Annotated in this window: 16 protein-coding genes; 4 read left to right on the top strand and 12 right to left on the bottom strand. The window is 57.7% G+C overall.

Annotation, left to right across the window (positions count from 1 at the left end; translation table 11 throughout):
* Positions 1 to 43: 43 nt before the first annotated feature.
* The 9 genes from ACT3UM_RS00290 to ACT3UM_RS00250 all read right to left on the bottom strand — a co-directional run bounded on the left by ACT3UM_RS00290 (position 44) and on the right by ACT3UM_RS00250 (position 11,461).
* Positions 44 to 1,165: a Gfo/Idh/MocA family protein gene (locus ACT3UM_RS00290; RefSeq protein ID WP_498895029.1), complete on the bottom strand. Its 1,122-nt coding sequence runs from the start codon at positions 1,163 to 1,165 to the stop codon at positions 44 to 46.
* A 75-nt stretch (positions 1,166 to 1,240) separates the two neighbouring features.
* A complete protein-coding gene (locus ACT3UM_RS00285) occupies positions 1,241 to 2,743 on the bottom strand; it encodes a CoA-acylating methylmalonate-semialdehyde dehydrogenase (RefSeq protein WP_498895027.1) in 1,503 nt (500 codons plus the stop codon).
* Between the two features lie 28 nt (positions 2,744 to 2,771).
* Complete coding sequence (iolE, locus tag ACT3UM_RS00280) at positions 2,772 to 3,674, bottom strand: myo-inosose-2 dehydratase (protein WP_498895025.1); 903 nt, start codon at positions 3,672 to 3,674, stop codon at positions 2,772 to 2,774.
* A 38-nt stretch (positions 3,675 to 3,712) separates the two neighbouring features.
* Positions 3,713 to 5,560 (bottom strand): 3D-(3,5/4)-trihydroxycyclohexane-1,2-dione acylhydrolase (decyclizing), encoded by a 1,848-nt coding sequence (gene iolD / locus ACT3UM_RS00275; RefSeq protein ID WP_498895023.1) that lies wholly within the window; start codon positions 5,558 to 5,560, stop codon positions 3,713 to 3,715.
* Position 5,561: 1 nt separating this feature from the next.
* On the bottom strand, positions 5,562 to 7,520 hold the full coding sequence (locus tag ACT3UM_RS00270) for a bifunctional 5-dehydro-2-deoxygluconokinase/5-dehydro-2-deoxyphosphogluconate aldolase (protein ID WP_498895021.1): 1,959 nt from the start codon (positions 7,518 to 7,520) through the stop codon (positions 5,562 to 5,564).
* A 100-nt stretch (positions 7,521 to 7,620) separates the two neighbouring features.
* Positions 7,621 to 8,418, bottom strand: a complete 798-nt coding sequence (locus ACT3UM_RS00265; RefSeq protein WP_498895019.1) for a TIM barrel protein — start codon at positions 8,416 to 8,418, stop codon at positions 7,621 to 7,623.
* A gap of 9 nt (positions 8,419 to 8,427) precedes the next feature.
* Positions 8,428 to 9,318: an ATP-binding cassette domain-containing protein gene (locus tag ACT3UM_RS00260; protein ID WP_498895017.1), complete on the bottom strand. Its 891-nt coding sequence runs from the start codon at positions 9,316 to 9,318 to the stop codon at positions 8,428 to 8,430.
* 1 nt (position 9,319) lies between these two features.
* Positions 9,320 to 10,450 (bottom strand): ABC transporter permease, encoded by a 1,131-nt coding sequence (locus ACT3UM_RS00255; RefSeq protein WP_498895015.1) that lies wholly within the window; start codon positions 10,448 to 10,450, stop codon positions 9,320 to 9,322.
* 54 nt (positions 10,451 to 10,504) lie between these two features.
* Positions 10,505 to 11,461 (bottom strand): sugar ABC transporter substrate-binding protein, encoded by a 957-nt coding sequence (locus tag ACT3UM_RS00250; protein ID WP_498895014.1) that lies wholly within the window; start codon positions 11,459 to 11,461, stop codon positions 10,505 to 10,507.
* Between the two features lie 238 nt (positions 11,462 to 11,699).
* On the opposite strand from ACT3UM_RS00250, the gene ACT3UM_RS00245 reads away from it, so the two are divergent.
* From ACT3UM_RS00245 to ACT3UM_RS00230, 4 genes are all read left to right on the top strand, one after another.
* Positions 11,700 to 12,533, top strand: a complete 834-nt coding sequence (locus ACT3UM_RS00245; protein ID WP_498895012.1) for a MurR/RpiR family transcriptional regulator — start codon at positions 11,700 to 11,702, stop codon at positions 12,531 to 12,533.
* Between the two features lie 43 nt (positions 12,534 to 12,576).
* Complete coding sequence (gene iolG / locus ACT3UM_RS00240) at positions 12,577 to 13,566, top strand: inositol 2-dehydrogenase (protein ID WP_498895010.1); 990 nt, start codon at positions 12,577 to 12,579, stop codon at positions 13,564 to 13,566.
* A 92-nt stretch (positions 13,567 to 13,658) separates the two neighbouring features.
* A complete protein-coding gene (gene iolB, locus ACT3UM_RS00235) occupies positions 13,659 to 14,465 on the top strand; it encodes a 5-deoxy-glucuronate isomerase (protein WP_498895008.1) in 807 nt (268 codons plus the stop codon).
* Positions 14,466 to 14,566: 101 nt separating this feature from the next.
* Positions 14,567 to 15,310: a sulfite exporter TauE/SafE family protein gene (locus ACT3UM_RS00230; RefSeq protein WP_498895006.1), complete on the top strand. Its 744-nt coding sequence runs from the start codon at positions 14,567 to 14,569 to the stop codon at positions 15,308 to 15,310.
* A gap of 11 nt (positions 15,311 to 15,321) precedes the next feature.
* Here ACT3UM_RS00230 and ACT3UM_RS00225 read toward each other — a convergent pair whose 3' ends face one another.
* The 3 genes from ACT3UM_RS00225 to ACT3UM_RS00215 are packed head-to-tail and all read right to left on the bottom strand — an operon-like array spanning position 15,322 to position 18,178.
* On the bottom strand, positions 15,322 to 16,215 hold the full coding sequence (locus tag ACT3UM_RS00225; protein ID WP_498895004.1) for an EamA family transporter: 894 nt from the start codon (positions 16,213 to 16,215) through the stop codon (positions 15,322 to 15,324).
* Entirely contained in the window at positions 16,212 to 17,030 is an 819-nt protein-coding gene (gene phnX / locus ACT3UM_RS00220; protein WP_498895002.1) for a phosphonoacetaldehyde hydrolase, read from the bottom strand. The genes ACT3UM_RS00225 and phnX overlap by 4 nt, the downstream gene beginning before the upstream one ends.
* Positions 17,030 to 18,178 (bottom strand): 2-aminoethylphosphonate--pyruvate transaminase, encoded by a 1,149-nt coding sequence (locus ACT3UM_RS00215; protein ID WP_498895000.1) that lies wholly within the window; start codon positions 18,176 to 18,178, stop codon positions 17,030 to 17,032. Before ACT3UM_RS00215 ends, phnX begins: the two co-directional genes overlap by 1 nt.
* Positions 18,179 to 18,204: the final 26 nt, after the last annotated feature.

The following is an 18,204-nucleotide window of genomic DNA, read 5'->3' as shown; positions in this document are numbered from 1 at the left end:
GGCCTTCCCAAAGCAGAACCCAGCGCTTGGAGCGTAGCAACGACTATACCCCTACCCACTGCCCCGCCTGATCTGACCTTTCGATAGCATCGATCAGCCGATTGACCCGAGCCGCTTCGCGAAAATCGGGATAGAGGGGGCGGTGGTTAATAATGCCCTCGACCAGATCGCGCACCTCGATAATCTTCTGATCGTTATAGCCCAAGCCATGACCCGGCGCAGGGCTGAACGCTGCATAGTCGGGGTGTTCAGGGCCCGCTAACAGGGTGGTGAAGCCGCGCCTGCCGAGGGTATCGCCGTGGCGATATAGCTGTAGTTCGCTCATGCGCTCCTGGTCAAAAACGATGGCGCCTTTCGTGCCCGTTAGCGTATAGGCCAAGCCCATTTTGCGTCCAGCGGCCACCCGAGACGTCTCGATATTACCCATTAACCCCCGGTCAAAGCGCAACATGGCCTGGGCCTGGTCGTCGTTTTCCACTGCGGCCATACCACTACCGTCGGCCTTCGGTCGCATCGTGATAACGGTCTGTAGTTGGCCGCATACCTCGGTAATGCGCTGCCCGGTTAAAAACTCGGCCATATTGAGAATATGCGAGCCCACATCGCCTAACGCACCGGCGCCAGCGGTCGCCCGCTGGGTATGCCAGTCGTGGGGCTTTTGCGGGTCGAGCAGATAATCCTCGTTGTGCCGTCCACGAAAGTGAATCAGCTCACCAATTTCACCGCTGGCAACAATCTGGCGGGCCAGTTGGGTGGCGGAATTGCGAATATAGTTAAAGCCTACCAGGGTTTTGACGCCCGCCTTTTCAGCCGCAGCCACCATCTCGTCGGCATCGGCGCTACTTAGCGCCAGCGGCTTTTCAGCGTAAACATGCTTGCCAGCGGCAATGGCAGCCAGCGCCATCTCTTTATGCAGAAAGTTGGGCGCGCAGATATCCACCACGTCTACCTCACTATCTTCTACCAAGGCGCGCCAATCGTCGGTGGCGCGGGCAAATCCCCAAGCCCGCGCTCGGCTCTCTGCAGTGGCGAGGTCGACATCCGCCAGCAGTTCGCAAACGGGCTTGGCGGGCAACTCAAAAACGCTGGACGCTGCATTAAAGGCGATGGCGTGGGCTTTGCCCATAAAGCCGGTGCCGATTAGGCCAATCTTGAGGGTTTTCATTGTGATTATCCCTGTTGTAAAACAGTAACGCCGGGCTGGGCCCGGCGTTGAATGGTGTCGTGCCCAGTAAACTGTTTACATGGTCGGCATGGTGAAGTGGTTGGTCTCTTCACGAATGCCGCTGGGCCAGCGCTGGGTGATGGTTTTCATGCGGGTGTAGAAACGCACACCGTCGGGGCCGTGCATATGCAGCGGGCCAAACAGCGAGCGCTTCCAGCCGCCGAAGCTGTGGAACGCCATAGGCACCGGGATTGGTACGTTAACGCCGACCATGCCCACCTGGATCTGCTCGCAGTACTGACGCGCCGCATCGCCATCCCGGGTAAAGATCGCCGTGCCATTGCCGTACTCATGGGCGTTGATCATGCTGACCGCCTCGTCGAAGCTGGCCACGCGGGCAATCGCCAGCACCGGGCCAAAGATCTCCTCGGAGTGAATACGCATGCTGGGCGTCACATGGTCAAACAGACTGCCGCCGATAAAGTAGCCATCACCTGCCCCGTCAATCGTGGTCTGGCGACCGTCGACCACTAGCTCTGCGCCTTCATCCACGCCGGTTTGGATATAGCCTGCCACTTTGTCGCGGTGCTCGCGGGTGATCAGCGGCCCCATATCGTTATCCGGGCCATCGACCAGGCCAGGCCCGACCGTCAGCTTATCCAGTTCGGCCACCAGTTTTTCGCGCAGGCGGTTGGCGGTTTCGTCGCCTACGGGCACCGCCACCGAAATCGCCATGCAACGCTCGCCTGCGGAGCCATAGGCTGCGCCCATCAGGGCACCCACGGCTTGGTCGAGATCCGCATCGGGCATGATTACCATATGATTTTTAGCCCCGCCCAATGCCTGAACACGCTTGCCATGGGTTGATGCGGTAGCGTAGATGTACTCGGCGATTGGGGTAGAGCCCACAAAGCTGACAGCCTGGACACGCTCATCGGTAAGCAGCACATCCACCGCTTCTTTATCGCCATTGACGACATTGAAGACGCCATCCGGCAGGCCCGCTTCTTTAAGTAGCTCGGCTAGGCGCAGCGGCGTGGAGGGATCTTTTTCCGAAGGCTTCATGACGAAGGTGTTGCCGCAGGCCAGGGCGATGGGGAACATCCACATGGGTACCATGGCGGGGAAGTTGAACGGCGAGATACCGGCGCAAACGCCCAGCGGCTGCATCATTGAGTAGCTATCCACGCCGGTGCCGACGTTCATGGAGTGCTCGCCCTTCTGCAAGTGGGGAATGCCGCAGGCAAACTCAACCACTTCCAGACCGCGGGTCACTTCGCCTTTGGCGTCAGAAAACACCTTGCCGTGCTCGCTGGAGATCAGTCGCGCCAGCTCATCGGTGTGCTCTTCGACTAGCGCCTTGAACTTAAACAGGATACGCGAGCGCTTCAGCGGCGAGGTTTTTGACCAAGCGACAAAGGCCTCATCGGCAATGCGCACCGCTTCGCGGGTTTCATCGGCGGTAGCTAGTGCTACCTGAGCGCTCTGCTCACCGGTGGCCGGGTTATAAACCGGCGAAGTGCGCTGGCTCTGACCGGCAGAGAGCTGACCATTAAGATAGTGGGATAGCGTCTTCATACAAGCTCCTGATTAAAAGCGGTGCTGTTTAGCTGGCAACGTCGAAGCCTGCCTGCTCGGCAAGTTGGCGTAGGTTGCGGTAACCCAGGCGGGCGTAAGTCAGCGGATGGGCAACTTCCGGGTCTTGTTCGGCTTCAACCACTAACCAGCCCTGGTAGCCCTGTTCGCACAGGTGGGTTAAGGCGGGCAGGAAATCCACATCGCCATCCCCCGGCACCGTAAACAGGCCGTCTAACACGCCGTTTAAAAAGCTTTTGTCGCGGTTGCGTACCGCGTCCAGCACTGGGAAGCGCAGATCTTTGCAATGCACATGATGGATACGTTGGCTGTAGCGTTTGGCGACGGCGAGAGGGTCACCGCCAGCACCTCGCAAATGACCAAAATCAAGCAGCAGCCCCACGCCTTCGCCAGTGTTGTCCATTAAGCGTTTAACGTCGGCCTGGCTTTCGATCACCGTGCCCAGGTGGTGGTGATACACCAGCTGAATGCCCTGGGATTTCAGGTAGTCACCCACCACCTCTAGACCACTCAGCAGGCGTTGCCACTCTTGCTCGGATAAATGCGGACGCTGGGAGAGCGGGCGCTCCTGATCGCCGTGTACACAATGGGTGACTTCACACAGCACCATCACCTTCGCGCCACATTGCTTGAGCAGGTTCATATGATCCTGAATGGCTTCAATCTCTTCTTCAGGAGTGCGCTCCAGCAACTGCGCGGAATACCAGCCCGATACAAGCGCCAAGTCGTGGGCGCTAAGCACTTGATTCAGGGCGTCAGGCGTTCGGGGAAACTTGTTACCTAATTCAAAGCCACTAAACCCCGCTTCGCGGCCCTCTTTCAAACAGATTTCCAGTGGTGTTGCGCCGCCCAGGCTGGGCAAGTCGTCGTTCGTCCAGGTGAGCGGGTTGATGCCTAAAGTAACCGTTGGCATAGCGTATTCCTTATGACTATGTTTGTTAAAGAAGGTGATTAGCGGGCCTGACGCTGCTTAGCCTCGCGATAGCCTTGATAGGCTGTATTAACCTGCTCACGCTCGGAGACCTCGGGCACGGCCACTTCCCACCAGGCGCCGCCTTCTTGAGTGCTAGGTAACGGGTCGGTGTCCAGGGCAATCACATAGGTCGAGGTGGCGCTGCGAGCGCGCACCAGCGCCTGCTCCAGCTCCGCAATGCCGGTGACTGATTCAGACTCACAGCCCAACGCTTTGGCGTGAGCGGCAAAATCGGTTTTCGGGGCGCCCGCCTCGACAGTGCGGCAATCTTCCAGCAGGTTGTTGAACCCCGCGCCGCCGGTGGCCTGCTGCAGGCGGTTGATACAGCCATAGCCGCGGTTATCCAACACCACTACTATCAGCTTGTGGCCCAGCATCACCGAGGTTGCCAGTTCCGAGTTGTGCATCAGGTAGCTACCATCGCCCACCATCACCACCACTTCGTTGTCGGGCTTGGCCATCTTGACACCCAGCCCGCCCGCAATTTCATAGCCCATGCAGGAGAAACCGTACTCCACGTGATAGCTGCCAGGGCCCGAGCATTGCCAGAGTTTATGTAGCTCGCCGGGCAAGCCACCGGCGGCGCATACCACGGTGGTATCGTTGCCTGCCTGGCGATTGACCGCTCCGATCACCTGGGCATCGGTGGGCAGCGCCAGCCCTTGATCGTCGGTCACGTTGCGCACTATTTCGGCCCACTCGCGCTTGAGCGTGCCGGTCTGCTCGCGCCATTCATCGTCGCCCCGCCACTCGCCCAGCGCCGCGTCGAGTTGACCCAGCCCGACCAAGGCATCGCAGCTTAGCGGCAGCGCCTGATGCTTGAGGCTGTCGAAGCGGCCAACGTTGAGGGCGATTAACGTTTTATCGCTGCTTTCAAACAGCGCTCGGGAGCCGGTGGTAAAGTCCTGCAACCGCGTACCCACCGCCAAAATGACATCCGCCTGCTCCGCCAATTGGTTAGCCGCTGCGCTGCCGGTCACCCCAATGGCCCCCACCGAGCAAGGGTGGCTATCGGCCAGCGCGCCTTTCCCCGCCTGGGTTTCAGCTACCGGGATGCCGCGTGTTTTGGCAAACTCGGCCAAAGCGTCGCAGGCAGCGGCGTAATGCACGCCGCCACCGGCAATGATCAGCGGGCGCTTGGCCTGTTGCAGCGCGGCGATGGTTTGGCGAAGCTCGTAAGCATCCGGTGGCGAGCGGCGAATGCGATGCACCTTGGGAGCAAAAAAGGCCACCGGATAATCGTAGGCAAAGGTTTGCACATCCTGAGGCAGCGCCAGGGTTGCAGGGCCGCAATGCTCCGGGTCAAGCAGGGTGGCCATCGCCTGGGGCAAACTGGTCAGCAGCTGTTCCGGGCGGTTAATGCAGTCGAAGTAGCGCGACACCGGGCGAAAACAGTCGTTGACGCTAATGGTCGGGTCACCAAAATGCTCCACCTGCTGGAGTACCGGGTCGGGTTCGCGGGTGGCAAAGGTGTCCCCCGGCAGCAGTAGGATCGGCAAACGGTTGGCGTGAGCGAGCGCCGCGGCGGTGACCATATTGGTCGCCCCCGGGCCTATCGAGCTGGTCGCGGCCATTAAGCGCTGGCGATTATTGGCTTTGGCAAAGGCAATCGCCGCGTGGGCCATGGCCTGTTCGTTGTGGGCGCGAAAGGTGGGCAGCGTGTCTTGCACGTGGTAAAGCGCTTCCCCCATTCCGGCCACATTGCCATGACCAAAAATCGCAAACACGCCTTCAAACAGCGCCACTTCTTGGCCATCCACCTCTATACGTTGTGCAGCAAGGTACTTGACCAACGCCTGGGCCATGGTGAGTCGAATGGTGCTCATTTTACGCCTCCTCCGTGTGAGACAGCGCTTGCGGCTGCGCCTGCCTTAATTGCCGCCACGCCTTTATCAGCTCGGCATAGTTCTGGGCGACCCGCTCTACCAAGCGGGCATCGTCGATACGCCCGGCTAGCCAATCACGACTCGCGCTGGCAAATAGCGTGCGCCCAACGGTGAAACCCTTACAGCAGGCATGATTGGCCGCTGCTTCGAAACCACGTTTCATGTCGTCCATGGGGGCGTCTAGCCCAAGCAGCACGACCCCACGGCAGTAGGTATCTTCCCGCTCAATGGTGTCGCCAACCGCCTGCCAGGCAGCGTCTGACATGGCAGGTAGCTTCCACCAGTCTGGGCGAATACCCAGGTTGTAGAGCCGCTGAAGGCTGCGCGGCAAGGTGGTATCGTCATTGGGCATGTCGGCGGGCGGAATGACTTCAATCAGCAGCTCCAGCCCATACGCACAGGCCGCCTGGTAGAGCTGACGCAGACGCTCCTCCTGCTCCAGGCGCAGCGAGAGTTCATCGTCGGGATGATAGAACACTAGACATTTAATGATCTGCTCTCTAGGCCAGTTGCGCAGGCAGGCACCTAAATCATCGCCATGCTGGAAGCGCAAAGGTCGTGAGCCAGGAAGCTCCACCGGTCGACCAATCCACCAGCCTTTTCCACTGGCTTGATTGAGCGCGTCTTGACCCAGCACGTCGTCTACAAGGATCGCGGGCGTGGAAATACCGCCCAATTTGGCACCCTCTTCAGCGGCGGTGACCAGGAGTTTTTTAAGTGCTGGCAGCCGCGCGCTGTCGGCATACTCTTCGCGTGCCATATCGGTGAGCTGGCGGCGGTGGTCAAATGCCAACCCCAATACTTCGGGCCACTGAACGGGCACTCGGGTAGTGACGCGGTGTAAATGGTTTAGGCGCTGATCGATATCCGGACGGGGTACCTCATCGCGGCGTTCCAGGTAATCGAATAACTCATCTTCGGTGGGCATGGCCGGGGCACAGCCGTGGCGGGAGACCACCAGCGCGCCGCAGGCATTGGCATAACCGGCGCTGGTTTGCCAGGGTTCATTGCGCAGCCAGCCGCGTAGCAAGCCACTCATAAAGGCATCCCCGGCACCCAGCACATTGAGCACCTCGACCTGTACGCCCTTAACTAAAATGCCGTCTTCAATACGGTCAGGAATGGCGCCTTCAAACACCACACAGCCCATGGGCCCCAGCTTGCATACCAGAGTGGCTTCGCTAACCTCACGTACCGCGCGCAGAGCCGCTAAGGTGTCCGTGCTGCCGCCGGCAATATGAAACTCTTCTTCGGTGCCCACAATCAGATCAAAATCCGCCAGCCAGCGCTGCAGGTCGGTGGTCACTTTATCATCGGCGATAAAACGGGTTTCACCATCGCCAGGGTTAGTCAGCCCCCACAGCACGGGGCGATAGTCGATATCCAGCACCCGCTTCACGCCATAATGGGCGGCGGCGTCCAGTGCCTTGCGACACGCCCGCCGGGTGGTATCGGTAGAAAGATGCGTGCCGGTAATCGCCAGCGCCTTGGCCCGGGCGATAAATTCAGGGTCGATGGCCTCGGCATCAATGGCCATATCAGCACAGTCGCGGCGGTAAAATAGCAGCGGGAAGCTTTCGCGGTCTTTTAAAGCCAGCAGAACCAGGCCGGTGTGGCGCTCAGGGTCGGTTTGAAGCGCGGAGGTATCCACGCCCACCCGCTCCAGCTCTTCGCGCACGAAGTTGCCCATCTGCTCGTCGCCGACCCGCGAGAGCATGGCGGATTTCAACCCGAGGCGAGCGGTGCCGTAGGCCATATTGCCCGAGCTGCCGCCGAGGTACTTGGCAAAGCTGGCCACGTCTTCTAAACGACTGCCAATCTGCTCGGCGTAAAGATCGACCGCCACGCGTCCAAGACAAATCAGGTCAAGCGGTCGGTGTTGACTATTGTTATTCAGCATAAATGTCTCCCCACGTCACAAATTCGTGGTACTAGTCACAAGATGGCACTGGGCATACAAGCGTCTTGGGTGGCAAGCGATAAGGCTGATCAACCGTGGCTTAAAGTGAGAAGGCAGCACGGAATCGGTCGAGCGCGAGGTCGTCATCCCCAGAGGCCCAGCCTTCCAGCCCCACGGTGCCGCGATAACCTATGTCGTTCAGCACTTTGGCAATGGCCGGATAGTTAATCTCGCCGGTTCCCGGCTCGCAGCGCCCCGGCACATCAGCCACTTGTACTTCACCAATGTAAGGCCCACAGCGGCGAATCAATTCAATCAAATTACCCTCGCCAATCTGGGCGTGATAAACGTCCAACATAATGCGCAAGCTGGGCCGATCGACACTTTCCACAAGCGCTAGAACATCTTCCAAGCGGGCAAACGGCACGCCGGGGTGGTCAACGTCGGTATTGAGGTTTTCAAGCACAAAGGTGACGCCGTGCTGCTCACCGAGATCTGCCAACCGATTGAGGGTATCGCGGGCTTTAAGCCACATAGCGCCAGTCATCTGTTGGCAAGGTTTCACGGGCAGCCCATTACCATCCAACCCCGTGCCATGCAGGTTTAGTCGCGGAATGCCAAGGCGCTTTGCGACCTCAACCGACTCAGCGGCGGTGCGTAGCAGTTCATCTGCCCCGGCTGCATCCGCCAGGGTGCCGGTGACATAGCCGGTCATGGATGAAAACATCGCCCCGCTATTGGCCAGTGCGTCAATGTCGTGCTTAGTCCAGTCCCAGATTTCGACTTGAAAGCCCAAATCAGAAATGCGCTTAATTCGTTCCAACACGGGTAAATCGCGGAACACCATTTCAGCGCAAACGGCCAGCGTGAACGGGGATGATGGGGTAGGTTTATTCATCATGGCTCCTTAATAGCCGCTCGCAGTTCGCGGTGAAGGGGGTTCAGTGCTGCCTGTTTCATCCGAAGGTTGAGTGTCTTGTTCGGCTAAGCTGGCCTTCTTGGCTTTATCGTCCCGCTGGAATTCCGCAAGCTCTGCATCCAGGCTTTCAAGCTCAGCGCCACCCGCCATCATATTGAGCACCTCTTCGCGGCTGACTTCTTCTTTGCGGAAGGAGCCCAAACTGCCGCCGCGTGACAAAAGGGTGAACGCATCAGCCACTGGGTAAGCATGGTGGACGTTGTGGGTAATAAAGATGACCGCAAGCCCATCCGCGCGGGCTTTGGCAATGTAACGCAGTACGACAGAGGCCTGCTTAACCCCAAGCGCTGACGTAGGCTCATCAAGAATCAGCACTTTGGCGCCAAAATAAACGGCACGGGCAATCGCCACACACTGGCGCTCCCCACCAGAAAGCGTGCCCACCGGCTGGCTTGGGTCGCGTACATCGATACCGATTTTAGCCATTTCCTCTTTGGCAACCCGGTCAGCATATTTCCAATCAATCCGCTTTAAAGGCCCCCACCCCACCGTTGGTTCGCGGCCCATAAAGAAGTTACGGGTAATCGACATCAACGGCACCATCGCCAGATCCTGAAAAACGGTCGCGATACCGGCGTCGAGCGCGTAAGCCGGGGACTTGAAACGAGCGGGTTTGCCATCCAGTAGCATCTCGCCATGGGTGGGCTGGTGAACACCGGAAAGGGTTTTAATCAACGTTGACTTGCCAGCACCGTTATCCCCCAGCAGGCACATAACCTCACCGGAATAGACCTGCATCGAGATATCACTAATGGCGATGACACTGCCGAAGTGTTTGCTGACACTGCGCATTTCAATCATTGGAGTGCGTGTAGTCATGTTATTTAGCCTCCATCGCCTTTTTGCGCATGTAATTGTTGAATAGCACCGCCACCAGCAACATCACGCCCAGGAAGACCTGGAACCAGTCCGTATTAACACCGGTGTAAAAAATGCCCATTTGCACCATGCCGAAGATCAGCGCACCGAGGGCCGCACCAATGGCAGATCCATAGCCGCCGGTCAGCAAAGCGCCGCCAATGACCACTGCGATAATGGCCTCCAGCTCTTTTAATAAACCTCGAATGGTGTCCGCCGAACCGGTATCCATGACCTGTATGCAGGCAAAGATGGTGGCGGAGAAAGCGGTGAACATGAACAGTGAAATCTTGACGCGGTGGACGGGGACGCCCGAATTGCGCGCCGCATTGGCATCACCACCGCTGGCGAAGATCCAGTTGCCGTAAGGCGTGCACAGCAGCACCCAAGTCGCTACAGCGGTTAAACCCAGCCACCAGACAATTGAGACGGGAATACCGGTGACCGTGGGGTTGCCCGCAAAGTTGGTCGCCATCCAGCCATTTTCCGCCATCCAGCTAAATAGTCCCGTAGCGACTTCTCCAGAGAAAAGCGCCGCGAACCAATCTCCAGGGATATGATCCTGCACTCCCCCCACCTGAGTACGTCCCGTCAACAACCGGCTAGTACCAATAGCCAGGCCACGCAGAATGAACAGGAAGCCTAGGGTAACGATAAATGACGGCAACCCCGTTTTATTGACTAGATTGCCGTTAATCCAGCCCACCAGGCCCGCACAGGCGAACGCCAATAAAATAGCGGCCCATAGCGGCCAGCCATACTCCACCGCAGGGATGGCAATCAGGATGCCTGCCAAGCCAATCATCGAACCAATCGAAAGATCAAACTCTCCGCCGATCATCAGCAACGCAGCCGCCGTGGCGATAATGCCGAGCTGAGCGGCGACTTCAAGGAAATTAATAATACCCGCTGGGGTAAACATCCCAGTGCCGCTGGAAGCAGCTATAAAAAAGGCAAGCACCAGCACGGCACCGGCCAGCGCCCCCAGCTCCGGGCGATTAAGCGCCTTCTTCCAGAAAGAGACTCTCTGGATACGCTCATCTTTAGGAGCGGTTGCTGGCGCAACCGACTGTTTCGTTTCAGTAGAATTCATGGCGATCGACCCCCAAGGCTCGACACCGTCGAGCCTTTTTCAATTAGGTAGTTATCAACGGATGCCCTGGCTACTCAGCTCAATGACCTGTGCAGCGTTTTCTTGAGTGACAAACCCTGGGCCGGTGGCAACATCCCCTGCGGGTAGCAGGCCGTTTTTGACGAACTGATCTAGGAACATGACAGGCAAATAACCCTGCATGTACTGCTGTTGGTCGATCGCGAAATCCAGCTCGCCAGCATCCAAGGCTTCCAAAATACCGGGTGAAAGGTCAAAGGTGCCGAGAGTGAACATATCGGTTGCCCCCTGCTCACGCATGGCCCGAATCATCGGATCAGCGGCCAGTGCACCCAAGGTCAGCACACCACGCACATCACTGTTCTCGTTGAGGTAAGCGACAATGGCATTGCGAATATTGGTGGGGTCGTAGGTGGTCGCTAGCTGCTCAGCATTGCCGTCAAAGCCCTCTACAAAGCCATCACAGCGCTGATCAAGCCCCTGGTTGCCTTGCTCATGGTTAACGCAGACGCCTTTCTCAACGCCCAGTTCCTGCATGCGCTCGGCGGCCTGTTTGCCCGCCTCGTATTCACTCTGCCCAATGTGCAGCCGGGCACCATAATCTCTCGCCACGTCGCCACCGGAGTTAATGGTGATCACTGGGATGCCGTTATCGACAGCATTTTGGACAGCGCCGCCCAGGGCATTTTCGTCAGTAAAAGAGAGGATCAAGCCATCCGGATCCGATGCCACCGCTGCCTGTACAAGTTGCTGCATCTTGGCCATATCAAAGGTCGATGGTGCACGGTACTCCAGCTCAGCGCCTACGAGATCAGCGGCTGCCTCTGCGCCGTTTTTCACCACTGACCAGAAAGGATCAGAGGGGACACCATGGGTCACCATGACGAAACGGCTCGCTTCTTGTTCTTGTTCCGGTTCCTGTGCTTGTGCGGCACCTGCCATTAATGCCGTGGTGGCGGCAGAGGCTAGAAGCCATTGAGATAGACGTGCCATAAAGAATTCCTCATAACGTTATCGTTGTTGGTAGGGAAGTGGCATTAAATGCCTTGGCGCTATGGAATATAGGTTCCAAATAGCAATTCTTGCAAATTATTTATTCTATACTTTGGTATAAATGGAATATTTATTCCAATCAACTAGACTGCATAACAACCAGCCACTTTGCTCAGCGCTACTACCCAGGCGTACATGAGTGAATGAGTGGTACATCAGTTAACGCGAAGGAATTTGTATGCCGCAGCCCCCACAAAGCTACCGTGAGCTGGAAACGCTGATCACCGCCGAGTACCCCACGCTAAGCAAACGTTTGCAGCAAACCGCGCGTTTTGTGCTTGATCACCCCCAGGAGGTTGCCCTGGCCACCGTGGCCAAAATTGCCGAGCAGGCAGATGTCACCCCATCCACCCTAATTCGCTTGGCTAACAGCTTGGGCTTTAAGGGGTTTTCCGAAATGCAGCAGCTGTTTCGCAGCCGCCTGGTCGATGAATTGCCTAACTACACCGAGCGGATTCGCGCGGTACGCAGCGCCACCGGGGAAACGCCGGATAGCACCCAGCTACTATGGGAGTTCGCCGATGCCAATCGCGCTGTTCTGGAGCAGCTTCCCAGCCGTATCGATCCAGAGAGCCTGGAGAAGGCGCTGGATATTTTTGAAAAGGCTCATGCGATTCATGTGATGGGCGCACGGCGAAGCTTTATGGTAGCGAGCTACATGACCTATGCCCTGGCCCATGTGGATAAACCTGCGCTGCTGGTCAATGGTTTGGGCGGGATGTACGGCGAGCAGCTGCGCGCCATGAGCCAACATGACGCTCTGCTAACGATTAGCTTTTCTCCCTATGCCGAAGAGAGCCAAAAAGCCTGCGAAGACGCCCACCAGCGCGGCCTACCTAGTGTAGTGATTACCGATTCGAACCTTAGCCCGCTGGCCCGTTTCGCGGATGTCGTCTTCGTGGTCAACGAAGCCGAAGTAAAAAGTTTCCGGAGTTTGACCGCGTCGCTCTGCTTGACCCAGACCTTGGCGATTGCCCTGGGCGTGCGGCAAGACAAAAAGCGTAAGGCCTAAACAACCAAAGCAAACCAACAGCAAAAACAAAACAGGAGAGCTTATGAAACTCGCACTCATCGGCGCAGGACGCATCGGCAAGGTGCATGCCCAGGCCATTTATTCACACCCGGACGTTACTCTTGCCGCCGTGGCCGATTTTCATCAGCCTGCCGCAGAGGCGCTCGCCAAGCAGTACGCCAGCCGAGCGGTTTCTGTGGATGAAATCTTCGCAGATGATGATATTGACGCGGTGCTGATTGCCTCAAGCACCCCCACTCACGCCGAGTATCTGGAGCGTGCCGCGCGCTCGGGTAAGGCGGTTCTGTGCGAAAAACCCATCGCCCTGGATTTAGCCCGCACACGAGATGCTCTGCAGGTACTCAGTGAGCATCCTGTGACCTGTGCGTTAGGCTTTAACCGCCGCCACGACCCTCAGTTTGCAGCACTGAAAAAAGCCATTACCGAAGGGCGTATTGGCGCGCTTGAAACGCTGACCATTATTAGCCGCGACCCCTCTCCCCCGCCTGCCGAGTATGTGGCTGAGTCCGGCGGCCTGTTCCGCGACATGATGATCCACGATCTGGACATGGCGCGCTGGCTGCTCGATGAACCCATCGAGAGTGTTTTTGCCGTCGGCAGTAGCATCATCGACCCAGCCATTGGCGAAGCGGGCGATGTAGATACGGCCATGGTCACCCTCACCACCGCCAGCGGAAAACTTTGCCAGATCAGCAACTCTCGGCGCGCCAGCTACGGCTACGATCAACGCATCGAAGCCTTTGGTAGCCAAGGCATGCTGCAAGCCCAGAACGAGAGTGATACCCGGCTGCGCTTCACCGGTGAAGCAGGCCAAGTGGAAGACAAACCCAAGTGGTTCTTCCTAGAGCGCTACGCCCAAGCCTACCAACTTGAAATTGGCGACTTTGTCGCTGCATGGAAAGAGAAACGTGCGCCACTCGCCGGTGCCCAAGATGGCCTAGAGGCGTTGCGCTTAGCCGATGCAGCGGAGCGTTCATTGCGTGAAGGTCGCAAAATTCTGCTCGACGCCTAGCTCTAATTAGACGCAAACGGGTCTGTGTAGACCTTTCATATCGACAACGGCTAGCTGCCAACAGAGCAGCTAGCCATCAGAAGGAGCGACGTATGGCCTCCCTACTGGTACGCCCCACCGCCCCAGACACCCAAGGCACCGTGATTGACGTTACCCCTGAATCGGCTGGCTGGACGCACGTTGGCTTTCGGGTGCATAAACTCACCAAGGGCCAGCGCCTGGAGGCCAGCAGCAATGATCAGGAAGTCTGCCTGGTGCTGCTCACCGGTCGCGCCACGGTAACCTGCGGCGAGCACCGCTTTGAAGATATTGGCCAGCGTATGGATATCTTTGAGCAGATCCCTCCCTATGCGGTTTACCTGCCTGACCATGTTAGCTACGCGGTGGAAGCGACAACAGATTTAGAGCTAGCGGTGTGCGCCGCCCCTGGGCATGGTAATCACACCCCACGGCTAATCGCCCCCGACAACATCAAGCAAAGCACCCGTGGCCAGGGCACCAACACACGCCATGTTCACGATATTCTGCCGGAAACCGAGCCCGCCGATAGCCTATTAGTAGTCGAAGTATTCACACCTGCGGGCAATTGGTCGAGCTACCCACCCCACAAACACGATGTGGATAACTTACCCCACGAATCATATCTGGAAGAGACTTACTACCACCGGATCAATCCTGAACAAGGGTTCGCCTTCCAGCGCGTTTATACCGATGACCGAAGCCTAGACGAGACGATGGCGGTGGAAAACGGCTGCTGTGTGTTGGTACCCAAGGGCTACCATCCAGTGGGCGCCTCCCATGGCTACTCGCTCTACTACTTAAATGTGATGGCGGGGCCCAAGCGGGCATGGAAATTCCACAACGACCCCGACCACGAGTGGCTAATGAATGCTGGATAGATCGACACTTCGCCCGCTAACGTTTATCTAATGCTATGCTAACTGGCCCCGCCGATGCGGGGCTTTTTTGTGGTTCACTTTTTTGCGTATCCAGAGGCCCTATGCTCCCCGACTATACCGCCATCGCCTGGTTGTTAATTGCATTCTCCGTTTACCTGACCGGCGTTTCAAAAGGTGGCTTTGCGGGTGGTTTCGGCACGCTCTCGGTACCGCTAATGGCGCTGGCGATCAGCCCCGCCCAGGCAGCGGGCTTACTACTGCCGCTACTGCTTGTGATGGACGTGTTTGCGGTGAAAGCATGGTGGGGCAAGCAATCAAACGCCGAAGTCTGGCGCTTTGTGCCGGGCTTATTCATTGGCGTGGCAGTGGGCACGCTGCTGTTTGGCAGCCTGAGCGAGCAGGGCTTGCGCCTGACACTTGGCGTTATCACTTTGCTGTTCGCCGCTTATATGCTACTCAAGCCCGTCGCCAAAAAGCCCATTTCTTCCCGTTGGGCCCTACCCGCAGCAAGCGTCTGCGGCTTTACCAGCTTTATGGCCCATGCGGGAGCGCCGCCGCTAAACGTGTATCTACTGCCGCGCAAACTCTCTAAAGAGACCTTTATCGCCACCTGCGCGGTATCCTTTGCGGTGGTCAACGTGATTAAACTGGCCCCTTATATGTGGCTTGGTGAGATCAACGTCACCAGCGCTTGGGCGTCGCTGCTGTTGGTGCCCATTGCCTGGATCGGTGTACGCAACGGGCTGTGGCTGCAAAGCCGCGTCAACGAAGCGCTGTTTTATCGATTGGTGATTTTAGCCATGTTTTTGGTCGGTTTTAACCTGATTTGGCAGGCGCTGAAATAGTTATCGCTGACCTAAAGCGCCACCAACACCAGCCCCGCTAACATCACCAGCGTGCCTAAAGCTTTCGCTCTAGAGGCGGGTTCTTTTAGCCATAGCACGCCCATCAATACGCCCACCGGGATAGAGAGTTGGCGTAGCGCCACCACGTAACTGACTTCGTCGGTGAGCGCCAGGGCGATTAATACCAGGCCGTAAGTGCAGGTCATCATCAGCCCGGTGGCGGCTAACATGGCAAGTCCCTGCTGGCGGAGTGCAGGCAGGCGGCGGCGCTCTGCCGGGAGCATTGCCAGCAGGGGCACTGCCCAGGTTAGCGTCATCAACGCTTGCAGCACCATGAAAACCGCCCCGGCGGTTAACCCGCTATGACCTGCTCCTTGCATCAGCCCGAGCGCCTGCTTATCGATTAGCGAATAGCCCACCGTGCCCGCCGCGGCCAGCAATGCAAACCCCATGGCCGGGGTGAGATAAGTAGAGAGCCTACGCGCCTCGGGGTGGCTAAGCGGCAGGCAGAGGGCACCCACCACCACAAGCACCATGCCAAGTCCGTCCCAGCGATCCAGCACTCGGCTGCCCAAGAGCGCAATGGAAATGAGCGGCACCAGCACCACCGGCAGCGCTCGGGCAATGGGATAAAGCACGCTAACTTCCCCGCGGGCATAGGCCCAGGCCAAGCCGCCCATATAGAGCATTTGGCACAGCCCTGAGAGCGCCAGCCAGCCCCAAAAGGCAATTGGCAACGCCGCGAGTGAAGGCCCAAGCAGCACCAGCGGCAGCATCACCGCACCTCCCGCGCCGTAAGCTAAAGCAAAAGAGGCCAATGAGGGCGCGTTGCGCTTACCCAGCACGTTCCAACCGGCATGCATACATACCGAAACCAGCACCAGAGCAAGCGCCGCTGGACTCAAGGACGCTCTCCTTGCTGAAGGCGTGTATGGATAGCATCCACCACGCTGGGCAGGTCGGCAATGGTCTCAATACAGTAGTGGGGTTGTGAAGGCGCAAACTGGGCGGCCACTCGCTCGTGGGCCGCTTGGCGCTCTGATTGACTCAGCGATTGATACTCTGCATAAGTTAGCCCTAGCGCATTGCCTGAGCAGGTAAGCGCGACTGTCCACATCCCCGCACTACGCCCTTCAAGTATGCCCGGCGTGGTGTCGTCGACTTTAATACAGGCAGCCACATCGCTAACGCCTAGGGCGATAACATTAGCCAGCGCTTGGGCAGGATGCGGACGGCCATTGGGCACTTCGTCGGTGGCGACGACATGGTCTACCTGCAGGCCGTTATCAGCGGCCAGGGCGACCACCTTTTCCATCACGACTAATGGATAGCCGGAGCAGGAGCCAATTTTAAGCCCCTGGGCGCGCAGCGTAGTTAAGGTGTCGAGCGCGCCAGGAATTACCGCCGAGTGGTCAGCAATCTTGGCGATTTGCAACGGCATAAAGCGCTCGTAAAGCGCCGTGACATCGTCGTCAGAAGGCGCATGACCGACCGCCTGAACAAAGCGTTCGGCAATATCCGGTTGATTGCAGAGTGTACGAATATGATCCCACTTACCCATGCCCATGGGCCCGCGGGCTTCTTCCAGGCTAATCGCCACACCCAGCTCTGCGAACGCTTCGACAAATATCTGGGTCGGCGCAAAGGAGCCAAAGTCGACCAGCGTGCCTGCCCAATCACAGATAACCGCTTGTAAGCATTGAGGAGATTGATACTGCATTAGGCGCTCCGTGATTGTGAAGATAGGTCAGTAATAAGAGAAACATCCATATCTGCTAGCGCCTCTTGGATGGCACTTAGCAGTTCCGCGATCACTGTCGTGTCTAGCTGGCCAATGCAGCCGATGCGAAAGCTTTCTACCTCGGTCAGCTTACCGGGGTAGATCAAAAAACCACGCGCCTTTAGCGCCGCATAGAAGGTGTTAAATTCAAAGGCGGGGTCGGTGGGACTTAAAAACGTGGTGATAATCGGCGACAACCACTCATCTTCCAGCAGCGTTCTAAAGCCCAGTGACCGCATGCCGTTGACCAGTGCATCACGATTACGGGTATAGCGCGCGCAGCGCCCCGGCACGCCGCCCTCTTCCCGGTGCTGGGCAAGCGCCGCCTGAAAGGCCACCACGGTGTGGGTGGGCGGCGTAAAGCGCCACTGGCTGGTGCGCTCCATATATTCCCACTGGGCGTAGAGATCCAGACTCAGCGAGTGGGCGCGCCCCTTGCCTGCTTCAAGCAGCGCTTTGCGAATAATCACAAAACCAAACCCCGGCACACCCTCAATGCACTTATTGGCAGACGAAACCAGCACATCGATAGGTGTTTTCGCGAGACTGATCGGCACGCCACCAAAGGAGCTCATCGCATCCACAACCAGCGTTTTGCCATGGGCGTGTACCACCTCAGCTATCGCCTCTAACGGGTTTAAAATACCGGAGCTGGTCTCGCAGTGAACCAGAAGCACCGAGGTGATCTCTGGGTCTTGTTCAAGCAGTGCCGTCACTTCGTCGGGCTGGGGAGGCAGGAAGTCGCCCTTATCCAGGGTCACGTAACGGCGGCCCATCATATGGAGCAACTGCGCCGCGCGCTTGCCGTAGGCGCCGTTCATCAGCACCAGCACTTTACCGTTGAGATCCGTGGCACAGGCCAGCGCGCTCTCGACCGCAAAAGTACCGCTGCCTTGCATAGGCACACAGGCGTAATCACTGCTTCCTGCCTCGGCCATGGCAAGTAGCTGGCGACGAATATCAGCAGTCACTTGGTTAAAATCATCATCCCAGGAGCCCCAGTCACGCAGCATGGCAGCCTTGGTCGCATGGGAGGTAGTCAACGGCCCCGGGGTTAATAGATAGGGCTCTTTAATTGAATTAATCATTTTGGTATATACCAGATTTTTTAAAC

It is taken from the genome of Halomonas sp. AOP13-D3-9 (assembly GCF_052379125.1).
Lineage (GTDB): Bacteria > Pseudomonadota > Gammaproteobacteria > Pseudomonadales > Halomonadaceae > Vreelandella.
This window is presented reverse-complemented; position numbering and strand designations above follow the sequence as displayed.